This is a genomic window from Vibrio sp. R15-SG3-ISO1A, from assembly GCF_059833955.1.
Genome location: NZ_JCBDGH010000089.1, coordinates 1 through 19,421, shown reverse-complemented (window position 1 = coordinate 19,421; position 19,421 = coordinate 1). Strand labels below are relative to the sequence as shown.

The 19,421-nt window shown below is 48.2% G+C and carries 23 protein-coding genes; 15 read left to right on the top strand and 8 right to left on the bottom strand.

Features of this window, described 5'->3' with window-relative positions:
• Positions 1–161 precede the first annotated feature (161 nt).
• Both mepK and AC6R0L_RS16060 read left to right on the top strand, forming a co-directional pair.
• Positions 162–704: a peptidoglycan L,D-endopeptidase MepK gene (gene mepK / locus AC6R0L_RS16065; RefSeq protein ID WP_334552401.1), complete on the top strand. Its 543-nt coding sequence runs from the start codon at positions 162–164 to the stop codon at positions 702–704.
• Positions 705–769: 65 nt separating this feature from the next.
• Entirely contained in the window at positions 770–1,426 is a 657-nt protein-coding gene (locus AC6R0L_RS16060) for an MBL fold metallo-hydrolase (protein WP_334552400.1), read from the top strand.
• A 45-nt stretch (positions 1,427–1,471) separates the two neighbouring features.
• Here AC6R0L_RS16060 and AC6R0L_RS16055 read toward each other — a convergent pair whose 3' ends face one another.
• Positions 1,472–2,140: a DUF2982 domain-containing protein gene (locus AC6R0L_RS16055; protein ID WP_500629759.1), complete on the bottom strand. Its 669-nt coding sequence runs from the start codon at positions 2,138–2,140 to the stop codon at positions 1,472–1,474.
• A gap of 226 nt (positions 2,141–2,366) precedes the next feature.
• Between AC6R0L_RS16055 and AC6R0L_RS16050 the strand changes: the two genes are divergently transcribed.
• The 7 genes from AC6R0L_RS16050 to AC6R0L_RS16020 all read left to right on the top strand — a co-directional run bounded on the left by AC6R0L_RS16050 (position 2,367) and on the right by AC6R0L_RS16020 (position 8,994).
• On the top strand, positions 2,367–2,738 hold the full coding sequence (locus AC6R0L_RS16050; protein WP_500629758.1) for a MarR family transcriptional regulator: 372 nt from the start codon (positions 2,367–2,369) through the stop codon (positions 2,736–2,738).
• A gap of 398 nt (positions 2,739–3,136) precedes the next feature.
• Positions 3,137–4,225 (top strand): TRAP transporter substrate-binding protein, encoded by a 1,089-nt coding sequence (locus tag AC6R0L_RS16045; RefSeq protein ID WP_334552397.1) that lies wholly within the window; start codon positions 3,137–3,139, stop codon positions 4,223–4,225.
• Between the two features lie 152 nt (positions 4,226–4,377).
• Positions 4,378–4,917 carry a TRAP transporter small permease subunit gene (locus tag AC6R0L_RS16040; protein ID WP_334552396.1) on the top strand — a complete coding sequence of 180 codons (540 nt, stop codon included), beginning with the start codon at positions 4,378–4,380 and terminating at the stop codon, positions 4,915–4,917.
• 11 nt (positions 4,918–4,928) lie between these two features.
• Complete coding sequence (locus AC6R0L_RS16035; RefSeq protein ID WP_334552395.1) at positions 4,929–6,212, top strand: TRAP transporter large permease; 1,284 nt, start codon at positions 4,929–4,931, stop codon at positions 6,210–6,212.
• A gap of 85 nt (positions 6,213–6,297) precedes the next feature.
• The gene (locus tag AC6R0L_RS16030; RefSeq protein ID WP_334552394.1) at positions 6,298–7,659 is read left to right on the top strand and encodes a cache domain-containing protein; all 1,362 of its coding nucleotides are present in this window, start codon (positions 6,298–6,300) and stop codon (positions 7,657–7,659) included.
• Positions 7,652–8,290 carry a response regulator gene (locus AC6R0L_RS16025; RefSeq protein WP_334552393.1) on the top strand — a complete coding sequence of 213 codons (639 nt, stop codon included), beginning with the start codon at positions 7,652–7,654 and terminating at the stop codon, positions 8,288–8,290. The genes AC6R0L_RS16030 and AC6R0L_RS16025 overlap by 8 nt, the downstream gene beginning before the upstream one ends.
• 101 nt (positions 8,291–8,391) lie before the next feature.
• The gene (locus AC6R0L_RS16020; protein ID WP_500629757.1) at positions 8,392–8,994 is read left to right on the top strand and encodes a 2OG-Fe(II) oxygenase; all 603 of its coding nucleotides are present in this window, start codon (positions 8,392–8,394) and stop codon (positions 8,992–8,994) included.
• Positions 8,995–9,017: 23 nt separating this feature from the next.
• On the opposite strand, the gene AC6R0L_RS16015 is transcribed toward AC6R0L_RS16020, so the two are convergent.
• Positions 9,018–9,884, bottom strand: a complete 867-nt coding sequence (locus AC6R0L_RS16015; RefSeq protein ID WP_500629756.1) for a patatin-like phospholipase family protein — start codon at positions 9,882–9,884, stop codon at positions 9,018–9,020.
• A 289-nt stretch (positions 9,885–10,173) separates the two neighbouring features.
• Between AC6R0L_RS16015 and AC6R0L_RS16010 the strand changes: the two genes are divergently transcribed.
• The 6 genes from AC6R0L_RS16010 (at position 10,174) to AC6R0L_RS15985 (ending at position 13,961) form a co-directional block, all read left to right on the top strand.
• Positions 10,174–10,650 (top strand): Dps family protein, encoded by a 477-nt coding sequence (locus tag AC6R0L_RS16010; protein ID WP_500629755.1) that lies wholly within the window; start codon positions 10,174–10,176, stop codon positions 10,648–10,650.
• 125 nt (positions 10,651–10,775) lie between these two features.
• On the top strand, positions 10,776–10,997 hold the full coding sequence (locus AC6R0L_RS16005) for a hypothetical protein (protein WP_334552389.1): 222 nt from the start codon (positions 10,776–10,778) through the stop codon (positions 10,995–10,997).
• Between the two features lie 409 nt (positions 10,998–11,406).
• Complete coding sequence (locus tag AC6R0L_RS16000; RefSeq protein WP_487901231.1) at positions 11,407–11,766, top strand: PilZ domain-containing protein; 360 nt, start codon at positions 11,407–11,409, stop codon at positions 11,764–11,766.
• A gap of 131 nt (positions 11,767–11,897) precedes the next feature.
• Positions 11,898–12,506 carry an exopolysaccharide biosynthesis protein gene (locus AC6R0L_RS15995; RefSeq protein WP_500629754.1) on the top strand — a complete coding sequence of 203 codons (609 nt, stop codon included), beginning with the start codon at positions 11,898–11,900 and terminating at the stop codon, positions 12,504–12,506.
• A 94-nt stretch (positions 12,507–12,600) separates the two neighbouring features.
• Complete coding sequence (gene dmeF / locus AC6R0L_RS15990) at positions 12,601–13,548, top strand: CDF family Co(II)/Ni(II) efflux transporter DmeF (protein ID WP_500629753.1); 948 nt, start codon at positions 12,601–12,603, stop codon at positions 13,546–13,548.
• Positions 13,545–13,961 carry a MarR family winged helix-turn-helix transcriptional regulator gene (locus tag AC6R0L_RS15985; protein ID WP_500629752.1) on the top strand — a complete coding sequence of 139 codons (417 nt, stop codon included), beginning with the start codon at positions 13,545–13,547 and terminating at the stop codon, positions 13,959–13,961. The genes dmeF and AC6R0L_RS15985 overlap by 4 nt, the downstream gene beginning before the upstream one ends.
• 218 nt (positions 13,962–14,179) lie before the next feature.
• On the opposite strand, the gene AC6R0L_RS15980 is transcribed toward AC6R0L_RS15985, so the two are convergent.
• The 6 genes from AC6R0L_RS15980 to AC6R0L_RS15955 form a co-directional block, all read right to left on the bottom strand.
• On the bottom strand, positions 14,180–14,401 hold the full coding sequence (locus tag AC6R0L_RS15980) for a hypothetical protein (protein WP_500629751.1): 222 nt from the start codon (positions 14,399–14,401) through the stop codon (positions 14,180–14,182).
• Between the two features lie 99 nt (positions 14,402–14,500).
• A complete protein-coding gene (locus AC6R0L_RS15975; RefSeq protein WP_500629750.1) occupies positions 14,501–16,174 on the bottom strand; it encodes a methyl-accepting chemotaxis protein in 1,674 nt (557 codons plus the stop codon).
• Between the two features lie 136 nt (positions 16,175–16,310).
• Positions 16,311–17,093 (bottom strand): substrate-binding periplasmic protein, encoded by a 783-nt coding sequence (locus AC6R0L_RS15970; protein WP_500629749.1) that lies wholly within the window; start codon positions 17,091–17,093, stop codon positions 16,311–16,313.
• Between the two features lie 322 nt (positions 17,094–17,415).
• Positions 17,416–17,877 carry an RpiB/LacA/LacB family sugar-phosphate isomerase gene (locus AC6R0L_RS15965; RefSeq protein ID WP_500629748.1) on the bottom strand — a complete coding sequence of 154 codons (462 nt, stop codon included), beginning with the start codon at positions 17,875–17,877 and terminating at the stop codon, positions 17,416–17,418.
• Positions 17,874–18,596, bottom strand: a complete 723-nt coding sequence (locus AC6R0L_RS15960) for a glutamine amidotransferase (RefSeq protein ID WP_500629747.1) — start codon at positions 18,594–18,596, stop codon at positions 17,874–17,876. Before AC6R0L_RS15960 ends, AC6R0L_RS15965 begins: the two co-directional genes overlap by 4 nt.
• Before the next feature lie 75 nt (positions 18,597–18,671).
• Positions 18,672–19,421 (bottom strand): PepSY-associated TM helix domain-containing protein (locus AC6R0L_RS15955; RefSeq protein WP_500629746.1); only part of this gene is annotated, 750 nt, incomplete at its 5' end.

Genomic DNA, 19,421 nt, shown 5'->3' with positions numbered 1-19,421 from the left:
TTCTATCAACGTACAAAAATAGCCTGACAGCTCAATTACTAAGCAAACGTGCCGCTCAAATTTTTGAGATTGTGCACGTTTTATGCATTTGCACTTATTATTAGACTCGGGTAGTGTCCTGACATCTTGATAACTACCCCATTTGATGAAGGTGCAAAGTTTTGGATTTATCACGCAGACATTTCATTCAGTTGGCAGGCAGTGGCATTGTTGTAGCAAGTTGTCTACCCGGGGTGGCATTCGCATCACGAGCCCAGCAGCCACGTGTCCTCGCTATGAGTAATCTCCATACTGGAGAAGCATTAGAAACCTGTTACTTTGACGGTGCTAAGTACGTTAAAAATGAGCTCAAACGTTTAAACCATTTATGTCGTGACTTTCGACGTAATGAGGTTCACCCAATGGATAAACGTTTGTTTGACCAAATTTCAAAAATACAAACTATGCTCGGTGTCGAAGCCGAAGTGCAGATTGTCTCCGGCTACCGCTCTCCAGCCACCAATGAAGCGCTGCGCGCGCAGTCAAGTGGTGTGGCGAAGAAGAGCTACCACATGCTTGGTCAAGCGATCGATTTTCGCCTCGATGGTGTGGATTTGAAGAAAGTGCGCGATGCCGCTAGAGAGCTCAAAGCGGGCGGCGTTGGGTTTTACCCAAGTAGCGACTTTGTTCACATCGACACTGGGCCGGTACGCTACTGGGCGTAACGGTTGTCAAATCGAACCGGTGGTGTCATAGTTCAGCCAGTTTAACTGTTACTCAAGGCTGAATTATGGCACTCAAATACCAAGTCGTCCCTGTCACCTCCTTCTCTCAAAACTGCTCCATCGTCTGGTGTGATGAAACCATGAAAGGCATCGTCATTGACCCAGGCGGTGACGTGAAGTCATTGGCGACGCTTATCCAAGAGTTGGGTGTCGACGTCGTCAAACTGGTGTTGACTCATGGCCATCTCGATCATGTCGGCGGCACAGAGCCTCTTTCTGATGCATTGGGCGGTGTTGAGATTGTCGGCCCACACAAAGACGATAACTTCTGGTTACAAGGACTAGAAGGGCAGAGCCAAATGTTTGGTTTCCCGCTTACGAGTGCATTTGAACCTCATGAGTGGCTAGAGGATGGCGATACGGTCACGTTTGGTCATCAGCAGTTGGATGTCCTTCACACTCCGGGCCACACTCCCGGTCATGTGGTGTTGTTCAGTCCATCGGCGCAACTGGCGTTTGTCGGTGATGTGTTGTTTAACGGCTCCATCGGTCGAACCGACTTCCCGAAAGGTGACTTCAATACCTTGATTCATTCGATCAAATCAAAACTGTGGCCGCTAGGTAATGAGGTCCGCTTTGTTCCCGGTCACGGACCGGAATCTACTTTCGGCCATGAACGCCGCACTAACCCGTTTGTAGCGGATGAAATGCCGCTGTACTGATGAATCTTCCCCTAAAGGTCGCGAATGCGGCCTTTTTTGTAATCGTTATTCGGGTTCTGCGGCGGCTAGGTAACGTCGCATTAGACCGACAAACTCATCGGCAGGGCGATCAAGGTCTTGGGTAGAGATGAAGATATCATAGTCATAGTAGGCGCGTTGATAGCGCATGCGGTTGGCGAGCATCGCTTGCAAACCAGTAAAGGCATGCCCGTCTTCGTCGTGGTAATCGGCCGAGTCCAACACAATCTCCTCAAAACGCGTTCCTTGTTTGTGCTGTTTTGCGCCAAGGTAAAGTAGTGCACGTTGGCTGAGCAAAATTTCTGTCGCTATCCGAGGGCACACGCCAGTGAGGTAGGGCGAGTAGTGTTTGAGTTTGATGCCTATCCAAGGCAGTGGCTGCTGCCAACCGTCGTTATCGTAGTAACACAGACCAACGCGGCTGATGTTGTTCCATTTCACTACCCAGCCGCCTTTGAACAGATGCTGCTGAAAATGGGTCGACGTTAGGGTGTATTTGACAGTACTTTTTAAAATCAGCCAATAGGCGACGAAGAGCGAAAATCCGAGCAAGAACAGCGCCAATAAGAAGGGTTTAAAACCGGGGGCCCAGAACATTAACGCTGCAAACACCACCAACAACAGAGAAGCCAGTGACACTCGCCACAAGGGGGAAGCAAGGTTGATAGGCTGATTCACAAGGTGTTGCGTTTCCATGTCGCTCTCCGGTCACAATCTGATGACTTCTAATACTACGATGAGCAGGACCGATAAGTTTATACGTTGTTTAAATTGTAGTCTGATCTTGGTAGATAGCGCATTTTTGGCGCACAAAGCCGCCCTAACTCTGTAAATAGTGTGGAAATTTTGGTATAAAACGCGCTTCAAATTTCAACCGCTGCTCGATTCCTCGTGAATCTGCAGTGATACGGAGACAGATTCAATGAGATTAGCTCATAAGCGTAAAGTGCAGATGAAACTGCAAAAACGCATTAAAGCGACGGTAGCAAACATTCAAGCGGTAGCGAAAGCTGCGCCTGCGCCTGCACCTAAAGTAGCCGCTGAAAAACCGGCTGAGAAAGTCGTCGCAGCGAAATCAGTGGACGTGGCATTGACACCGAAACAGCAACAAGTGCTAGACATCGTGCTGGCCAACTGTGAAGGCATCAACCCGAAAGGTATCGGCATCGCAGCTGGTCAAGAAGAGGCGAAAGCGGCTTCATGGGCGACGGGTGCGCTTAAGAAACTGTTGGACGAAAATCTCGTCGTTAAAGAGCAGCTAGCAGGCAACAAGGTCATCTACAAAGCCATATAATCTGCCCGCTCAGTATTGCCGTGCTCTGTGAGTGAGCACAAACACAAGAGCCTCGATGAATGTCGAGGCTCTTGTGTTTTTATCGGGCACGACAACCAGTTTTTAACATTTGTCACAATTATCACATCTTTCTACTGATTCATTTTACTCATCAATTACTACGTATAAATTGATCTTCTACTTATCTGTCTGGTTAATAACTAGCTGATAAGTAGTTATTTATCTATTGTTGTGTAAATTATCCTACGTATTACTACGTAATTCTTTGGTCTAAGGCTTGCGGGGATTGTTAATTTTTCTCCGTGTTCACGCTGATTTAATAATCAATAGCTTTCTACCAAGCTGTAAACGAAACAAAAGTAACTGGATAGTTGCTACAGCTAACAAAGGACGTGAACATGAGTCTAATTAAACAAACGTTGAAACGAGTACTGAAAGGGACCGCGATGGCTGCGGCGCTTGCGGTTGCGGCAACCTCCGCAAACGCAGCGGAAAAAGTCTATCGTCTGAAACTGGCCGAAACTTGGGGACCAAACTTCCCGATTTTTGGTGACGCGACGAAGAACATGGCGAAAATGGCGGAAGAAATGTCGAACGGCCGCCTGCAAATCCGTATTGATTCTGCCAACAAACACAAAGCGCCGCTTGGCGTGTTTGATATGGTGAAATCGGGGCAATACGACATGGGCCACTCCGCGTCGTATTACTGGAAAGGCAAAGTGCCAAACACCTTGTACTTCACCTCAATGCCATTCGGCATGCTGCCCACAGAGCAATACGCTTGGTTCTACTACGGCGGTGGTATGGAGCTGATGGAAAAAGTGTATGCGCCACACAATTTGATGTCGTTCCCAGGCGGTAACACAGACGTGCAGATGGGCGGCTGGTTTCAAAAAGAGATCAACTCAGTGGAAGACTTGCAAGGTCTTAAAATGCGTATCCCAGGCTTTGCAGGCGAAATCCTTGCGGAGCTAGGTGCGAAACCAACCAATATCGCACCGGGTGAACTCTACACCTCGCTAGAGCGCCGCACCATTGATGCGCTTGAGTGGGTAGGTCCATCTCTTGACCTACGTATGGGCTTCCACAAAATCGCGCCATACTACTACACAGGTTGGCACGAGCCAGCAACTGAGCTGCAGTTCCTTGTCAACAAGCGTACTTGGGAAAAATTGCCAGATGATCTGAAAGCGATCTTGCAAGTCGCGATGAAGACTGCTGCGTACGATATGTACACCCAATCTAAGCATGAAAGTGGTAAAAACTGGGTATCCATCAAAACTGAATACCCAAATGTTCAAGTTAAAGATTTCCCAGCGGAAGTGATGACGGCGCTACGTGAAGCGAACGATCGTCTACTTAAGCAGCATGCGGATGAAGATGCGCTTGCGAAGGAAATTCAAGAGTCACAAGCGGCTTATATGCAGCAAGTGCGTTCTTGGACAGACATTTCTACCCGTGCCTACCTCAACAGTTCGGCACAATAACAGCAATAACCTAAGCGCCGAGTTTGTCTCGGCGCAAGCCCAAGAAGCCTCACTCACTAGATTCTGAGTCTAAAACAGAGCGTTTATCGAGTGTAATCAAAGTGTTGTAAGCCTAGCTTGCAACACGCTTTCAAAATTCCATGGAGTAGGGAATGAGAAGTCTTATCTATGTCGAGCGTATTTTTAATCGCTTTGGTGACTTTCTAGGCTGGCTATCCAGTATTCTTTTTATCTTATTGCTTGCCAACGTTGTCTATGACGTGGTGATGCGTTACGCATTTAATGATGTCTCCATCGCGTTCCAAGAAATGGAGTGGCATCTCTTTTCAGCCGTGTTTTTATTGGGTGTCCCTTATGCGCTGAAAGCGGGCGGGCATGTTCGAGTGGATCTTTTCTACGAGCGACTATCGATGCGCGCCCAAGCGATCATTGATCTACTTGGTACGGTGGTCTTTCTTTTCCCATTTTGTTTGTTGGTGGCGTGGTTTGGTATCGATTTCGCCAAAGAGAGCTATGCGTTAGGTGAGACATCGGGCGACCCCGGTGGTTTGCCTTACCGCTGGATCATCAAAGCCATGATTCCGGTTTCCTTCTTCTTTATGGCTATCAGTGGCATTGGATTATTGATCCACTCCCTCAATAAGATTTTTAACCCACAGCTGCTGTACGTTAACAGCAAAGATCAACACTAGGAGACAAGAAAATGGTCGGTATTGTAATGTTTTTTGTCGCCTTGTTTGCACTGCTGCTAGGCTTTCCCGTCGCCTTTACCTTTGGCGGTATCGCATTGATTTTTGGTGTGTGGGCCGAAGGCATGGATATGTTTGCCTTTATGCCTTATCGCATCCAATCCATTATGGAAAACACGGTGCTCATGGCTGTGCCGTTATTTGTTTTTATGGGCTTGGTGCTGCAAAAGACGCGTCTGGCGGAGCAGTTGCTTGAGTCTATGGGGCGCTTATTTGGTGGCGTTCGCGGAGGTATCGCGATCTCCACCGTGCTGGTGGGAGCGTTGCTTGCGGCCTCTACTGGTGTCGTGGGGGCCTCGGTGGTGGCGATGGGGCTGATTTCACTGCCTGTGATGCTTAAATATAATTACGACAAGGGATTGGCCTGCGGCACCATCTGTGCGTCTGGCACACTAGGCCAGATCATTCCGCCCTCTATCGTGTTAATTTTGCTCGGTGATGTGCTGGGTGTGCCTGTCGGCGATCTGTTTCAAGCGGCGGTATGGCCGGGGTTAGTCTTGGTTGGTGCGTACGTCATTTATATTTTGATTTATGCGAAACTCAACCCAGAGGCGGCGCAACCGATTCCAAGTGATGGCAGCATCAGTCGTAAGCAAGAAGTGATCACGGCGCTTAAAGCGGTGATCCCACCGTTGGCCTTAATTGTGGTCGTTCTTGGGTCTATTTTTGCTGGCGTGGCGACACCGACGGAGTCGGCAGCGCTTGGTGGCGCGGGTGCTATCGTTCTTGCTCTGCTTTATAAGCAATTTAGCTGGGGCATGGTGTATGACGCGGCAAAAGAGACGGTTAAAGTGACCGCGATGGTTTTTGCTATCTTGTTGGGTGCCACCGCTTTTTCGATGGCGTTCACCTATACCGGTGGTGACTACTTGGTCGAAGAGTGGATGCTGCAAATTCCTGGCGAGAAATGGGGCTTTTTGATCATCACCATGTTGGTCATCTTGGTGTTGGGCTTTTTCATCGACTTCGTTGAAATCTGTTTCATCATCGTACCCATCATCGCGCCTGTGGCGGAGTTGTTAGGGATCAACATGACTTGGTTTGCTATTTTGATTGCGATGAACTTGCAAACCTCATTCTTAACGCCGCCTTTTGGTTTCAGTCTCTTCTATCTCAAGGGCGTGGCGCCGAAAGGGGTCACCACCACGGATATCTACCGAGGCGTGGTGCCGTTTATTGCGATTCAAATCCTGGTACTGGCGTCGCTGTTGGTCTTCCCTCAATTTTACGGAATGTGATCACTCGATTACAGTTGATTAACAACTCCTGCTAAAGTGGAGGCCACCCAAATCGGGTGGCCTTTGTGTTAAATGGGGAGAAGGAATGCCGTTACAAGCCAAGCTGATCTTGCTTAGCCTTGTGCCTTTGCTTCTGGTGACGGCCATCACCAGTTGGATCTCAATTCATCAGGCGAAAACCCTAGGTGAGCAAGAAATTGAGATTTTTGAGAGTGGCTTAATCAAGTCAAAAGAGTCGGCACTGAAAGACAGCGTCGATCTCGCGTTTGACGCGATCGCCTACATCTATAATGACCCTCATTTGCCGGAAGAGGTGGCCAAACAAGAGGTCAAATCTATCCTCAATAAACTCCGCTATGGCAAAGACAAAGATGGCTATTTTTTTGCCTATGATGGCGAAGGGACCAACTTAGTCCACCCTGTGATGCCCCATCTTGTAGGCGAAAACCTTTACGATCTGCAAGATGAAAACGGCGACCACTTGATTGCCTCTTTGTTGATGCAAGCGCGCAGCGGCGGCGGTTACCACCGCTATTTGTGGCAAAAACCGTCGACGGGGGAAAATGTCCCCAAGCTTAGCTACGCGGCTTGGCTGGATCGCTGGCAATGGATGATCGGCACTGGGGTGTACATCGAAGACATTACCCAAGAAGTGGCCAACTTGCGCTCTGAAGTGAACAAAAACATCGAAACGACCTTTTTCTCTGTGATCGTCATTGTGGTGGTCACGGTCGCGGTGATTGTTGTCATCACCTTGGCAGTCAATCTTCACGAGCACCGTTTGGCGGATAAAAGCTTGAAGGAGCTGGCACATAAAACGGTGATGTTTCAAGAGGATGAGAAGAAGCATCTTGCCCGAGAACTGCACGATGGCATCAACCAACTGTTGGTCTCTAGCAAGTGCCATCTTGAGCTGCTCGGAAATAAACTTGATGACGCCGTCCTTCAGCAATACGTCACTCAGTCGCAAAATTCGCTGCTGACGGCGATCAACGAGGTCAGACACATTTCTCACCAATTGCGCCCGAGCGCATTAGATGACATCGGCCTTGAGGCTGCTCTGAAAACCCTGCTGCACGATTTCAAACTGCACTCGGGGATTGATGTTGAAGCGTCGATCCACACTGAGAAAGGCAAGCTAAAATCAGAAGTGGCAACGACCTTGTATCGTATTGCTCAGGAGTCTTTGACCAACATCGAGAAACATGCACAGGCGAAAAACGTCACCCTAATATTGCAGCAGATGGGCAGCATGCTGCAGTTGATCATTAGAGATGACGGCGTCGGGTTTGATGTGACGTCCGCGTTGAGAAAAAATGGTATTGGACTGAGGAATATGCGCGAGCGCGTAGAATTTATTGGCGGAGAGATTGAAATCGAGAGTGACGCCGGGCTGGGTACTGAAATCACTGTCTTACTCGAACTGGAAGGATTAGTGTATGGATAAACCAATTGAAGTGGTGATCGTGGACGATCACCAAGTGGTGCTGGATGGATTCATCGCACGGTTAAAACAAGAGCCAGAGATTCGAGTAGTAGGCTGTGCCAGTAATGGTTTAGAAGCGATTGATGTGGTCAAGGCACTGAATCCAGATGTGGTTTTAATGGATGTCAGTATGCCGCTGATGAACGGCATTGATGCGACCCGCCTTATCAAAGAAGAAATGCCCGAGGTCAAAGTGCTGATGTTAACCATGCACGATAACCGCGAATACATCATGAAGGTGATGCAGGCTGGGGCGGTCGGCTACATGCTCAAAGAAATTTGTGCCACACGTATGGTGCAGGCTATCAAAACCGTCTATCAAGGCTCAACCTACTTCTGTGAATCAGTAACGCAAACCCTCTTTTCCCAAGAGGTGATTCCCGCCGCGCAAAAACCCAATCCATTGAGTCGCCGGGAAGAAGCGGTGCTTAAGTTGGTGGCACAAGGCAACAGCAGCAAAAAGATCGCGGCGCTGCTCAATATCAGTTTTCGAACCGTTGAGACCCACCGTCAAAACATCAAACATAAGCTCGATTTGCACAGTACCGCAGAATTGGCCAAGTATGCCGTTGAACACGGATTAGACGTTTAACGACCCTAATTAATCGTTACGACAAAAAGTCGCAATTGCCGATTGCATTACCACTTCGGTATAAGGCGTTTTCCTATTAATTCATGGAGCGCCAACGGCTGATGAACGCGCTAATCGATGCACTTTTTACACACGGTTACTATATTTGGGATGATTTTCTTTCAGAACACGAAGTGGCGGAGCTTCGTGATTGCCTACCGGACACCTGGAAAAAAGCACGCATTGGCCGCAATGAAGAGACGGTTCGCGCTGCCTCGATTCGAAGCGACAAAATTCACTGGTTGTCTCCTGCGATGGGCGAACCTGTTCAGGCTTACCTAGACAAGATGGAGCGTATTCGTCTGGCGGCCAACCAGCACTTTTTCCTCGGCCTCTTTGAATATGAAGCGCACTTTGCTAAGTATGAGCGCGGTGACTTTTATCAAAAGCATCTCGACAGCTTTAAAGGCAATGAAAACCGCCGCTTAACGACGGTGTTTTACATGAATGAACAGTGGCATGAAGCCGACCAAGGCGAGTTAGTGATTTACGATCTCAACGATCAAATGATTGAGAAGGTCGCGCCGAAAGCGGGTCGCTTGCTGGTGTTTTTCTCTGAGCAATTTCCTCATGAGGTACTGCCCACCCAAGCGGAACGATACAGTATCGCTGGGTGGTTTCGAGTCAACGGCGTGCAGGGCAACCAGCTCGATATTGCGTGCTAACGCTACGGCCTCCGCGAGCGCCCTCAAAGGCAAAAGTGACAGTTTTCTCGGGTTAGACCGTACATGCCGGCACGACTCGCCAGGTGCTTATTGCCTTCTCTTAGCCCCATTTTATAGCCATCTAACAATCGGTCTTGACGCATGGTGAGGCGATTCACTTGAAACGTCTCATCGGGTGCGATGACTCGAATCTGCGTGCTTTTCGGTGGATTGCGGATAAAGTCGAGCGAGCGGTTGTAGTTCTCTGCTCTCACGGCCATCGCGTTGGCGATGGCGGGATATTTGGCCAGCAATCGCCTCATTAGCCAAGGATGTTTTGCTTTTGGCATTCGATAGCTCAGCGGGTGTGACAGAATCACAGTGATCTCTCTGGCGCCGCGTCGGTGCGCCTCTGCGACAGGGATCGAATCGGACACGCCGCCGTCTGTGTAGCAATTGCCAGAAAAGCAGGGCGTATGTTTGTACGCAATAGGCAGAGCGCAGGTCGCCTCAATCACTTGCTCTAAGTTATGCGGTTTGACCTGATAATAGTCCGCTTCTCCGGTATCAATATTGGTCGCGGCTGCAATCAGCGGCATGTTACCAAACATCATGGTTTCATTGATCGGATAACGACGGTTTGATTCGCGGATAAGCCAGCCGACATCGACCAAATTTCCCCCCTTTAAAAAGCGTCTCGGGTCGTAAAAGCGACGGTCGGTGGCGAGTTGGGTGATGACATTAAAGCTTCGCTCGGGCTGTTTAGACAAGTAACCGATGAGATTGGTGGAGCCAGCCGACACACCAAGCGTAAAGTCGTAAGGGTAGTAGTCTTGGTGGATAAACGTATCCAATACGCCTGCGGCGAAGATTCCGCGCATCGCGCCGCCTTCCACAACCAGTGCTTTCATGCTTTCTCTCAACTCATTTCATTAAACAGGTCTTACCAGATTACGTAAATGGGTCGGTGTTGGTAAATCGTTTATGCAAATTGCTGGGATAGGTCAAATCGAACAACTGGATCAATTGTTTTAAACTATTAAAGCAATAGATTTAAGCGGTTTTACCTATTTACTCTGTGGCGATACATTAAACCCATCACGACAACGCACCGTATAAAAAAGGGCGTAAGTCATTCTCAAACACCTGAGTTTTTTAATTACTTAAGTGGTTAGACACGTTGTTTTAGAGGGCAAAACTATGACATCACAAATTAATCTTATTGGTCTAGATAAAGACAAAGCACAGCAACTCGCCGTTGAGCTCAACGATCTTCTTGCACACTATCAAGTGCTTTACATGAATACCCGTGGTTACCACTGGAACATCAAAGGTCAGCAGTTTTTTGAGCTGCATGTGAAATTTGAAGAGATCTACACTGATCTGCAAACCAAAATCGATGAATTGGCAGAGCGAATCTTGACGCTGGGTTTCACGCCAGACCACAGCTTCACCCAATACCTTGAAGGCAGTACGATTCAAGAGCACAAAAACGCGACACAAGGGAGTGAGTGTGTCAAAGGTTTGGTTGACGGCTTCAGTGTGCTCCTGAGTAAACAACGCACGATCCTAGATCAATCGGGTGACGCTGCGGATGAGGGCACGGCGGCACTGATGGGAGATTACATCCGTGAACAAGAGAAACTGCTATGGATGCTAAACGCGTATTTGCAGTAATGGCACGGCTTTTACCCACCTATTGATGGGGCGCCGAGAAAAAACACTGAGGATATAACCAGTAAAATTTGACGGTTGATGATCATCGACTATACTGTATGTATAAACAGTCAAGGAGGTGGAATATGATATGGGAAACCATTGAACGCGTTAACCGCCTACGTCAAAAGGCGTTGTCAGACCCGGAGTTCATTCAATCAGCGAAGGAGCATGAGCAAGCCATTCGTCATCAAGATGAAAGCTATGAAGCTCGCGCCAAACGGAGCAAGAAATTGAAAGATAGAACTTTGGCCGATATTTACAAGCAAGTCGACTTTGCACCGGATCCCGAAGGTCGGCAACATTAAAGCCTTGCTCCAATCGTCATTTTTCTGTTTAACCTAACTCTAAGCAGCCCACTCGGGCTGCTTTTTCGTTCAGGCTTTTTCGTTTAGGTAAGATGGGTGGCAAAAAAAGAAGGTCGCATCACGCGACCCAATCACAGGAAGTCAACAATGTCAGTCGACAAAGCATATCAACATGGAGTTTTCTCATCCCTAGACAACTTACTTCTAAAGTTTAGTTGAAGATGTGGGAATGAACAGAGTGTGAATTGAATTAATGCTAAGTGGAAAACGAGAGCAGACGCGGCTTAGCGTAGACAGGGCGGGTGGTTATGGGTGCGGCAAGGTCTCATAAATCAAGGGTAAAGGTTCCTATTTATCTGCCGATAACTATACTAGTTAGAGTGGGTTAAGGCCGAAATAGGAGCCAGCCATGAACGACATGGAACAAAAAAGACAATACTATCGCTTAAAATATCCTCGCCGAGCGAGACCAAGTGTGCGCTTTTCTGATGAGCGTTTTCACGTCACTGAGGTCTCGGAAGGGGGGATTCGTGTCGTGATGAATAATTTTACCTCGGTATATAAGGGACTATCGCTTGCCGGTATTCTGGATCTACACTGCGACAACCAAGTAGCCATTGAGGGAGCCGTGCTGCGTATTGATGGTGGAGAGGTCGTCCTTAAACTGAAAAAAGGGCCGACATTTAAACATATGGTGCAAGAGCAGCGTCACATCAAAAATACCTATCCTACCTATTTTGAGCGTTTAAAAACCATCGAAGCGGCGTGATGGTTTCACGCCTTACTCACCGTGTCGCCACCCTGTTAAAGCGTCGTTATTTCGTTAGGTGATGGCTATACACCCCACGCGTTCGCTGCTAATGTCTAGCCACGAGAACGCAAAACCTTTGGAGTGCGACATTGCACGGATTGCCTCAAGATCCCCATTCTCTTTTTGATGTGCCTCACGAGCGCCGAACGCGCACCTCTGATGTCATCCTCGCGTTAGCAGAACAAGCCAGTCAATCGACCATTACCTTGCGTAGCTTGACGCAACGCTTTGGCGATCGCACCTTCGGCTTGTTTTTGGTGCTGATGGCCATTTTTAGCATCGTGCCGTTTGTCTCTCTGTTTGCAGGGCTCATCATCATCGTTTTGGGCTTACAGATGGTGGCAGGGCGACGTCGTGCTTGGCTTCCAGATTGGATTCTTGATCGTGCGATGCCCGCCGCTGCGGTCAAAAAAGCACTGTTAACCTTTGAGCCTAAAGTGCGAGCGATAGAGCGCTACATCCGCCCACGATGGCGATTTACCGAAGCGCCCATTGTCGATCGATTGAACGGCAGTATTGTGGCTGTATTAGGAGTGATTATTGCGATCCCGGTACCCTTGGCGAATTTGGCGCCTGCCCTGGTGGTGATCTTTATGGGGCTGGGTTTGCTTGAGCGTGATGGCTTAGTGCAAATGGTTGCCTTACTTCTCGGGCTACTGGCGATGACGACCATGGGGTATTGGCTATTTATTCATTAACGCCAGAATGAGAGAAACGCATCACACGAATCTATTGACACTGTTTGATAATCAAACTAAATTAACAGTCAAATAGTTTGAAGGTCAAAGTAATATGCGGTCATCATCTTGCCAATCTCACGGTTTTTCCAGCCACAATCATCAAGGGGAAACCCGCACTTTCTATGTCTTACTGCTGACGGTCGTCACCATGGTGGTGGAAATCGTTGCAGGGACAGTCTATGGCTCGATGGCTTTGCTGGCGGACGGATGGCACATGGGTACTCATGCCGCCGCATTTTGCATCACGCTATTTGCCTATCGCTATGCGAAAAGGCATGCCAATAGTGGTCGTTTCTCGTTTGGTACCGGTAAGGTCGGCGTGCTCGGTGGTTACACTAGCGCCATTGCTCTGGGCATTGTTGCGCTACTGATGGTAGTGGAATCGGTTCATCGTTTGATCAATCCTCAACCGATTCAGTTTAATGAGGCAATCTTGGTCGCGGTAATAGGTTTAGTGGTCAATCTTGCCAGTATGGTGTTGTTGGGCGATCATCATCACGACCATCACGACCATCACGACCATCACGACCATCACGACCATCACGACCATCACGACCATCACGACCATCACGACCATCATCATGACCACAATTTGCGCGCCGCCTACTTACACGTGTTGACCGACGCCTTGACCTCTATTCTTGCCATTGTGGCGCTGCTGTTTGGTAAATTCTATGGTTGGCATTGGCTTGATGCCTTGATGGGTATCGTCGGAGCCTTGGTGATCACCAAATGGACGCTCTCCTTGATTCATCAAACTAGCCCAATCTTACTTGATGGAAGCATCGATGATCACTACCTGGATGAGGTGGAGTCAGAGCTGGTGCGTCACGGTGAAGTGGTGGACTTACATGTTTGGAAAATCAGTGGCCATCATCACAGTGCCGCGATCACACTCAGGGTCTCTAACGGGCAGACGGCTGAAGAGATCAAGCAGCATTTAGAGAAGTTTGATAAGATTCATCACCTAACGTTAGAAGTACAGTATGAGCCGCAATGAACACGTTATCGCAACTCAATCACGCACTGACTGAATTTTATGACAAACTGTCATCTTGGGAGCAGTCGGTCGTCAAAGAGACGGGGTATAGCTTAGCCCAAGTGCATACCATTGAAACCTTGGGGGTTAATGGGCCCTTGCGCATGAAAGAACTGGCGCAAAAACTTGGAATCACAACGGGGACGCTAACCGTGCAAATCGATAAGTTGGTCAACGCAGATCTGATTGAGCGATGCCCGCACCCTGACGACCGCCGAGCGATTGTGGTTCGTTTGACCGAGCAAGGGCAAGAGATTCATCAGCGCCACAATCAGCTTCATCTTGAATTGGTGAACGAATTGACTCAAGGACTCGAGGCCCAACAAATTGAGACGTTGCTTCAGTGCGTTAATGCGATGAATGATCAGTTTTGAACGCTGAGCGACGGTGAAGATTGCGCCATAAGCCTCGTCCTATAGAAGGTTTCTATGTAGTGGTCAACTAAAATTGGCCACTTCGGGAATCGGCTTGGGTGCCTCTTCGAGGTCGGTTTTATCGCTGCACACAGTGCCCTATCGGAATCCGGGTTTGCTGGCAGCCGTTAATTTTGGTGATGGTTTGCACTGGAACCGCATCCCATTAGGTTTTGCTATCAAGAGGCTCGGAGGCTAGGGCCATATTCCCATCCAAACAGCGGAGAAAGACAGTCGGCGCGAACGGCGTTGTCAAATAAGCCGTTTTTGATCATCAAGAGAAAAATCAGTTCAATGTTGGTGGAACCGCGATTAAGCAGGTTGAGTGATTTAGGCAGCAAACGCTCAAGCATGAACTTAACCTGTTTATAGCCGCCGATTTGACCATTGTGAAGGAACATCCAATGATCGACGATAAAAGGATGACAATTGGGTCAAAAAATGATCCCAGAGTATCGTGACTCTGGACTCATTTTTAAGTCTACGGTTGTGTAACCAGACTAAACTTTGAAGTTGCCCACGAGATCGTTAACGTGCTCTCCGGAAACAGCCAATGAAGAACTTATTTTCTCAGCACGTTGTAAATCAGCACTTAGCTCTTCAACGATGTGCTGAATCGCGACGAGGTTTTGATTAATATCTTCCGCAACGGCGCTTTGCTCCTCAGCGGCGGCGGCGGTTTGTATCCCCATATCATGAATCGTGCGGACTGACGTTTCAATGCCACCCAAGCGTTGCTGGATTACAGAAGAATCTTGTACCGTTTTTTCTCCACGTTGCTGGCTGGCGGACATTGTTGAGACCGCTTTTTTAACGCCATTTTGTAGCGCTCTGAGCATCTCATTAATCTCTTCTGTACTCGATTGCGTTCGACTCGCCAATGAACGGACTTCGTCTGCCACGACAGCAAAACCACGACCTTGTTCGCCTGCTCGCGCCGCTTCGATAGCTGCGTTCAGTGCCAACAAGTTGGTTTGTTCTGCGATGCCGCCAATCACTTCTATCACACTGGTGATTTGATGGGTTTGATCGCTCAAAGACTCAATGGCATCAGAGGCAATATTCACCTCAGCAACTAATTCGTTGATGCTCCTCATCGCTTCAGCCACCTCTTGCTGGGCATCTTGAATTTGTTGATTTGCTTCGTTTATCGAGTCAGAGGTAAGGTTAGTGTTGTTCGCGACTTCACGAGAGGTCGCGGCCATTTCCGTTACTGCCGTGACGACTTTTTCCGTTTCTTGACTGTGATGTTGCATTGTTTGGCTCGACTTTGAGGTATGAGCATCTAAATCGTGGGCTGCTTGCATCACGGAAACAGAACTGTTTTGAATATCTTTAATTAATGGCTGCATTTTATCCATAAAGGTGTTGAACGCTTGACCTAGCTGAGCAACCTCATCGTGTCCTTTCGTTTCCAAACGACGGGTTAAATCACCACCCCCCTGTGCTACGTCATGAAGTCGTTGAGCCATATTGGTCAGTGGTAACAAGCTTTTGCTTACAACCAAACTGATAATAATAATAGTGATAATAAGACCTAACACTGAAACCATAACGGCAAAGCCGATATCCGACATTATGTTTGCTTCACGTTCGACACGATATTGAGCCACGAGCTGATCGACGTCGTCGATATAAATCCCTGTACCCAATACCCAGTCCCATTTGGGTAGGTGCTCCGCGTAACCTAATTTTGGTGCTTGTGCATCAATGGATGGCTTATGCCAAGAGAAGTAAAGAAAGCCGTCACCTTTTTGAGATGCGTCGATAAGTCCAGCAATGACGGGGACGCCATTATCATCTTTTAAATCATAGAGATTCTTGCCTTCTAACGATGGCTTGATGGCGTGCATCGTGTTAACGCCTTGGGAGTTGTAGGCGAAGAAGTAACCATCATCCGCAAAACGCATACTTTCAAGAATGTGTTTTGCTTGCGGAATATTTTCACCATTTTTATCACTCTCATAGAGAGATTGAATTGCCGTGCGCCCCATCAATAGATACGCTTTTAGCTCATCTTGACGAGACTCAATGAGTTCCTGACGATACAGTTTGGATTGCTCCTCAAGATCTCGGACGCCATTCCAATAGAAGATCCCAGTTACTAAAACGGTAATCAGTACGAGGGGAATAATAGTAATTGACAGCAATTTCCCGCGACTTTTTAAATGCATAACCATGCTCCACATTATTTTTTTGATGCTGGCTTGAGATGTAGGGGGGAACCAGCGTTATTGTTGTAATTCGTTTGTTAATGTAGCGATTATTTTTCTGATGGTATATGAGAGAGTAAGCAAAGCTTTGCTGGGCTCACAAACCGCTATCCGGATCGGGCAATTGCAACGTATTGAGTATCTCCTCATAGCGTCCGGAGCGATGCAGTTGCTCAAGCCCTTGATTGAACTTTTCAACTATGAGCCTGCTTTGGGGATGCCGTTTTGAAATCATCAGGTGGTAACGACGCTCTTCAGTCGGAAAACGAGATTTGGAAATTCGAGTCATTTCTTCACCATCGAGCAGGGCCTGCATGAAGTAGCGACCCACGTGCTCTTCTAAAGAGATCACTTCGATGCGTCTATACAGTAGCCGTCTGAATAAATCTTCGTAGGTGCCCACTCGCTCGATGGTTAGACGCTGCTCTGCCTCCATTTTCTCTAATAACGGATAGCTAACATGCATCGGTGCCCCAAGGATTGTACCTTCCAACGCTTCCATATTGGGATAGCTTTCTTGGTAACCGTCGAGAAAATAGAGGTAGTCATGGCTCTCAATGATTGGGTCACTGAAGACAAAGTCATCATCACGCTGAAGTGTCCAAATCCAAGGAAATGTGCCTATCCATATGTTGTTCATTACTTGAGTTTGTTTGTAGGCTCTCGGCCACGGGAAAAAGGCGAACGTCACCTCTATATCTACTTGCGCAAAGGCTTCTGTGACGATTTGACTGGCGATACCGTGATGTTGAAGAGACTCTGAGGTATAAGGCGGAAACTCACCAATGGCGAGGGCAACTTCTCGTATCGAGTCGTGCGCGTAGACAGAAGGAGTGAGCAGCAACCCACATAGCCAAACCCATTGCCAACCTCTCAACATGGTTTCCCTCCGTGACGTGTTGTCCTCTGCCCACAGAGCGGAATATAAGTGGGACTAGGTTCATATCAATAAGCGTAGAGCAATACTACGCTTTGCATATGATACGTCAATAATGAGGAGCGAAAAGTGGTAATGAGAGTTGACCGTAAAGCGGGAAAATAAAACGAGCTAGCCAAAAGAGGGCTAGCTCGTTGACCTGTGGATAGTACAACGCACAGTATCGTCAAATGGCTAGTTGTCTTTGGTTGTCTACCAAGACGATGCAACCATAGCATAAAAGATATAATAATACATGTGACATTTTTTCTCTGAATGTGACAAGTCAGGAGCGACGAAGTGTTTGATCCGCTTCAATATCCTGAATGAACCCTAAACGAAGCCGCCTTTTCACGCTGTCATCAAACTGGGTGTGGATCCAAGTCGTAACGAGTTCCGCTGCTTTGACTCTGTCGGTCGTTAATGCACCAAGAGCGAGTATGTTGGTATCGTTATGCTCACGGGACTGCTTGACCGTGTAGCCATCACTGCCCAAGACTGCGCGAATACCATTGACCTTGTTCGCGCAAATAGACATGCCCACTCCCGTACCACAGATGAGAATGCCAAAACGAGCGTCACCTTGCTTTACATACTGGCATGCTTCAACGGCATAAAAAGCCGAATGGGTGATTTCCTTAGTATCGCTGCCAAGATCAATGACTTCATGACCTAATTGAGAGAGATGCGCGACGAGATGACGTTTTAAATCGACCCCATTGTGATCGTTGGCGATGACCAGTTTCATGCTTGCTCCTGCGTTAATACGTTGTCGAGACAGTGCTTGGCGAAGCGCGGCAGTATACTCGTCGCTAGCGGTGTTTGACAGGTCTTGGTTTGCAGGTCACTGCAGAGTTTATCGCCCAGTTGTGTGTTTAAGTCTGCGATCATGTCGTTCATGATAGCGGCAGAAAACTCAGGATGAAATTGTACGCCCCAGGTGTTGTCGCCCACGCGAAAAGCATGGTGAGGATCCATTTTGCTGGCGGCAAGTCGGTGAGCACCAACAGGCAGTGTGAGCACCGATTGGTAGTGGATGGCTTGAGCAGGAAAGGTATCCGGTAGGGAAGAAAAGATTGGATCGTGCTCAGGGTGTTTAGATATTTCCACCGTGCCTAGCTCCAATCCTTGGGGATTAACATCCACCTTGCCACCCAGAGCATGGGCGATCAGCTGATGGCCAAAACAGATACCGAGCATCGGTATGTGCTGCTGATGCAGCGCTCGAATATGCTGACTCAGTGATGTCATCCATGCCGTCTGCTCGGTCACCATCGACAACGATCCCATAATGATCATACCCGCTAATTCATCATAAGGTGGAAAGAGGCCGTGGATACCATCATGAAAGCGAATGGGCAGGGGTGTGGTTCCAATCGCCTCTTGAGCCCAAAGTTCAAAATCACCATATTTTTCGAGCTGATTTTGGGGCGCAGAACCGACGTTGACGATAAGCAGTGATTTCATAGTGGTGGACTCTCTTCCTTGGTCATGGATGTAATCTAGAGAATTTACTGGTTAGACGCAATGTCTTGCTGGTGACTACTGAAACCAGTGGCGCAGCTTACCAACCCGTTGAATGATCAAAGCGTCTATGGCCAACACAACCAAGATGGTCATCCCGCCGAGCGGAAAGAGTAGCCCAATGATGAACAGTGTCACTAGCCCAACCTTCCAAACTCGATCACTTTGAAAGGTTGGTGGTACACCTAATCGAGCGCGTTGAGGGCGGCGTATCCACCACATCATCGTGCCTGAAACACAGAGAAACAGCGTAATAAGGCAAAACAAAACATTGAATACCTTGTTCCACAACCCGACATCGCCTTGATGAAGTGACACACTAGCTGCCATCCATTTGGCAAATATGGTGTAGTCTTGCCACGTTACATCGAGAACGGGCGTCCCGGAGTATTGATCGAGATGGAGTGTCCGGTCTTGGCGAGGGTCAAAATTGTCGCCATTCATCGAATTGGCAGCAATCGTGTAAACGCCTTTTTCACTAAGTGGCAGATAAACATGGTAGCGAGTAAAGCCGAGTTGATGTGCCTGCTCGACCACCTCGTCGAGCGTAATACTACCAAGATGAGAGTGTGTCGCCGCTGGCATCTGGGTGGTCATATTGGTGTGATCGTGGGTTGGACCCTCCTCAGATTGAGGAAGTGGGGTTTGTTCAAGATTCCACGGCATCTGTTTGTGGCCAGTTGGGTTTAAGTCTTGATGCGTAAGCTGAGAATTCGGCTTTTCTCCCCATGTGTAGTAGGTGGGAAAGGTGTTCCAAGCTTGCGTTAA

Excerpts from the sequence above, each read along its gene's own strand:
- AC6R0L_RS15965 (WP_500629748.1), bottom strand. The coding sequence starts at position 17,877 with ATGAAACTGGTCATCGCCAACGATCACAATGGGGTCGATTTAAAACGT.
- dmeF (WP_500629753.1), top strand. The coding sequence starts at position 12,601 with ATGCGGTCATCATCTTGCCAATCTCACGGTTTTTCCAGCCACAATCAT.
- AC6R0L_RS16035 (WP_334552395.1), top strand. The coding sequence starts at position 4,929 with ATGGTCGGTATTGTAATGTTTTTTGTCGCCTTGTTTGCACTGCTGCTA.
- AC6R0L_RS16050 (WP_500629758.1), top strand. The coding sequence starts at position 2,367 with ATGAGATTAGCTCATAAGCGTAAAGTGCAGATGAAACTGCAAAAACGC.
- AC6R0L_RS16000 (WP_487901231.1), top strand. The coding sequence starts at position 11,407 with ATGAACGACATGGAACAAAAAAGACAATACTATCGCTTAAAATATCCT.
- AC6R0L_RS15970 (WP_500629749.1), bottom strand. The coding sequence starts at position 17,093 with ATGTTGAGAGGTTGGCAATGGGTTTGGCTATGTGGGTTGCTGCTCACT.
- AC6R0L_RS16060 (WP_334552400.1), top strand. The coding sequence starts at position 770 with ATGGCACTCAAATACCAAGTCGTCCCTGTCACCTCCTTCTCTCAAAAC.
- AC6R0L_RS16020 (WP_500629757.1), top strand. The coding sequence starts at position 8,392 with ATGAACGCGCTAATCGATGCACTTTTTACACACGGTTACTATATTTGG.
- AC6R0L_RS15975 (WP_500629750.1), bottom strand. The coding sequence starts at position 16,174 with ATGCATTTAAAAAGTCGCGGGAAATTGCTGTCAATTACTATTATTCCC.
- AC6R0L_RS16045 (WP_334552397.1), top strand. The coding sequence starts at position 3,137 with ATGAGTCTAATTAAACAAACGTTGAAACGAGTACTGAAAGGGACCGCG.
- AC6R0L_RS16030 (WP_334552394.1), top strand. The coding sequence starts at position 6,298 with ATGCCGTTACAAGCCAAGCTGATCTTGCTTAGCCTTGTGCCTTTGCTT.
- AC6R0L_RS16040 (WP_334552396.1), top strand. The coding sequence starts at position 4,378 with ATGAGAAGTCTTATCTATGTCGAGCGTATTTTTAATCGCTTTGGTGAC.
- AC6R0L_RS16025 (WP_334552393.1), top strand. The coding sequence starts at position 7,652 with ATGGATAAACCAATTGAAGTGGTGATCGTGGACGATCACCAAGTGGTG.
- AC6R0L_RS16005 (WP_334552389.1), top strand. The coding sequence starts at position 10,776 with ATGATATGGGAAACCATTGAACGCGTTAACCGCCTACGTCAAAAGGCG.
- AC6R0L_RS16010 (WP_500629755.1), top strand. The coding sequence starts at position 10,174 with ATGACATCACAAATTAATCTTATTGGTCTAGATAAAGACAAAGCACAG.
- AC6R0L_RS16055 (WP_500629759.1), bottom strand. The coding sequence starts at position 2,140 with ATGGAAACGCAACACCTTGTGAATCAGCCTATCAACCTTGCTTCCCCC.
- AC6R0L_RS15985 (WP_500629752.1), top strand. The coding sequence starts at position 13,545 with ATGAACACGTTATCGCAACTCAATCACGCACTGACTGAATTTTATGAC.
- AC6R0L_RS16015 (WP_500629756.1), bottom strand. The coding sequence starts at position 9,884 with ATGAAAGCACTGGTTGTGGAAGGCGGCGCGATGCGCGGAATCTTCGCC.
- AC6R0L_RS15980 (WP_500629751.1), bottom strand. The coding sequence starts at position 14,401 with ATGTTCCTTCACAATGGTCAAATCGGCGGCTATAAACAGGTTAAGTTC.
- AC6R0L_RS15960 (WP_500629747.1), bottom strand. The coding sequence starts at position 18,596 with ATGAAATCACTGCTTATCGTCAACGTCGGTTCTGCGCCCCAAAATCAG.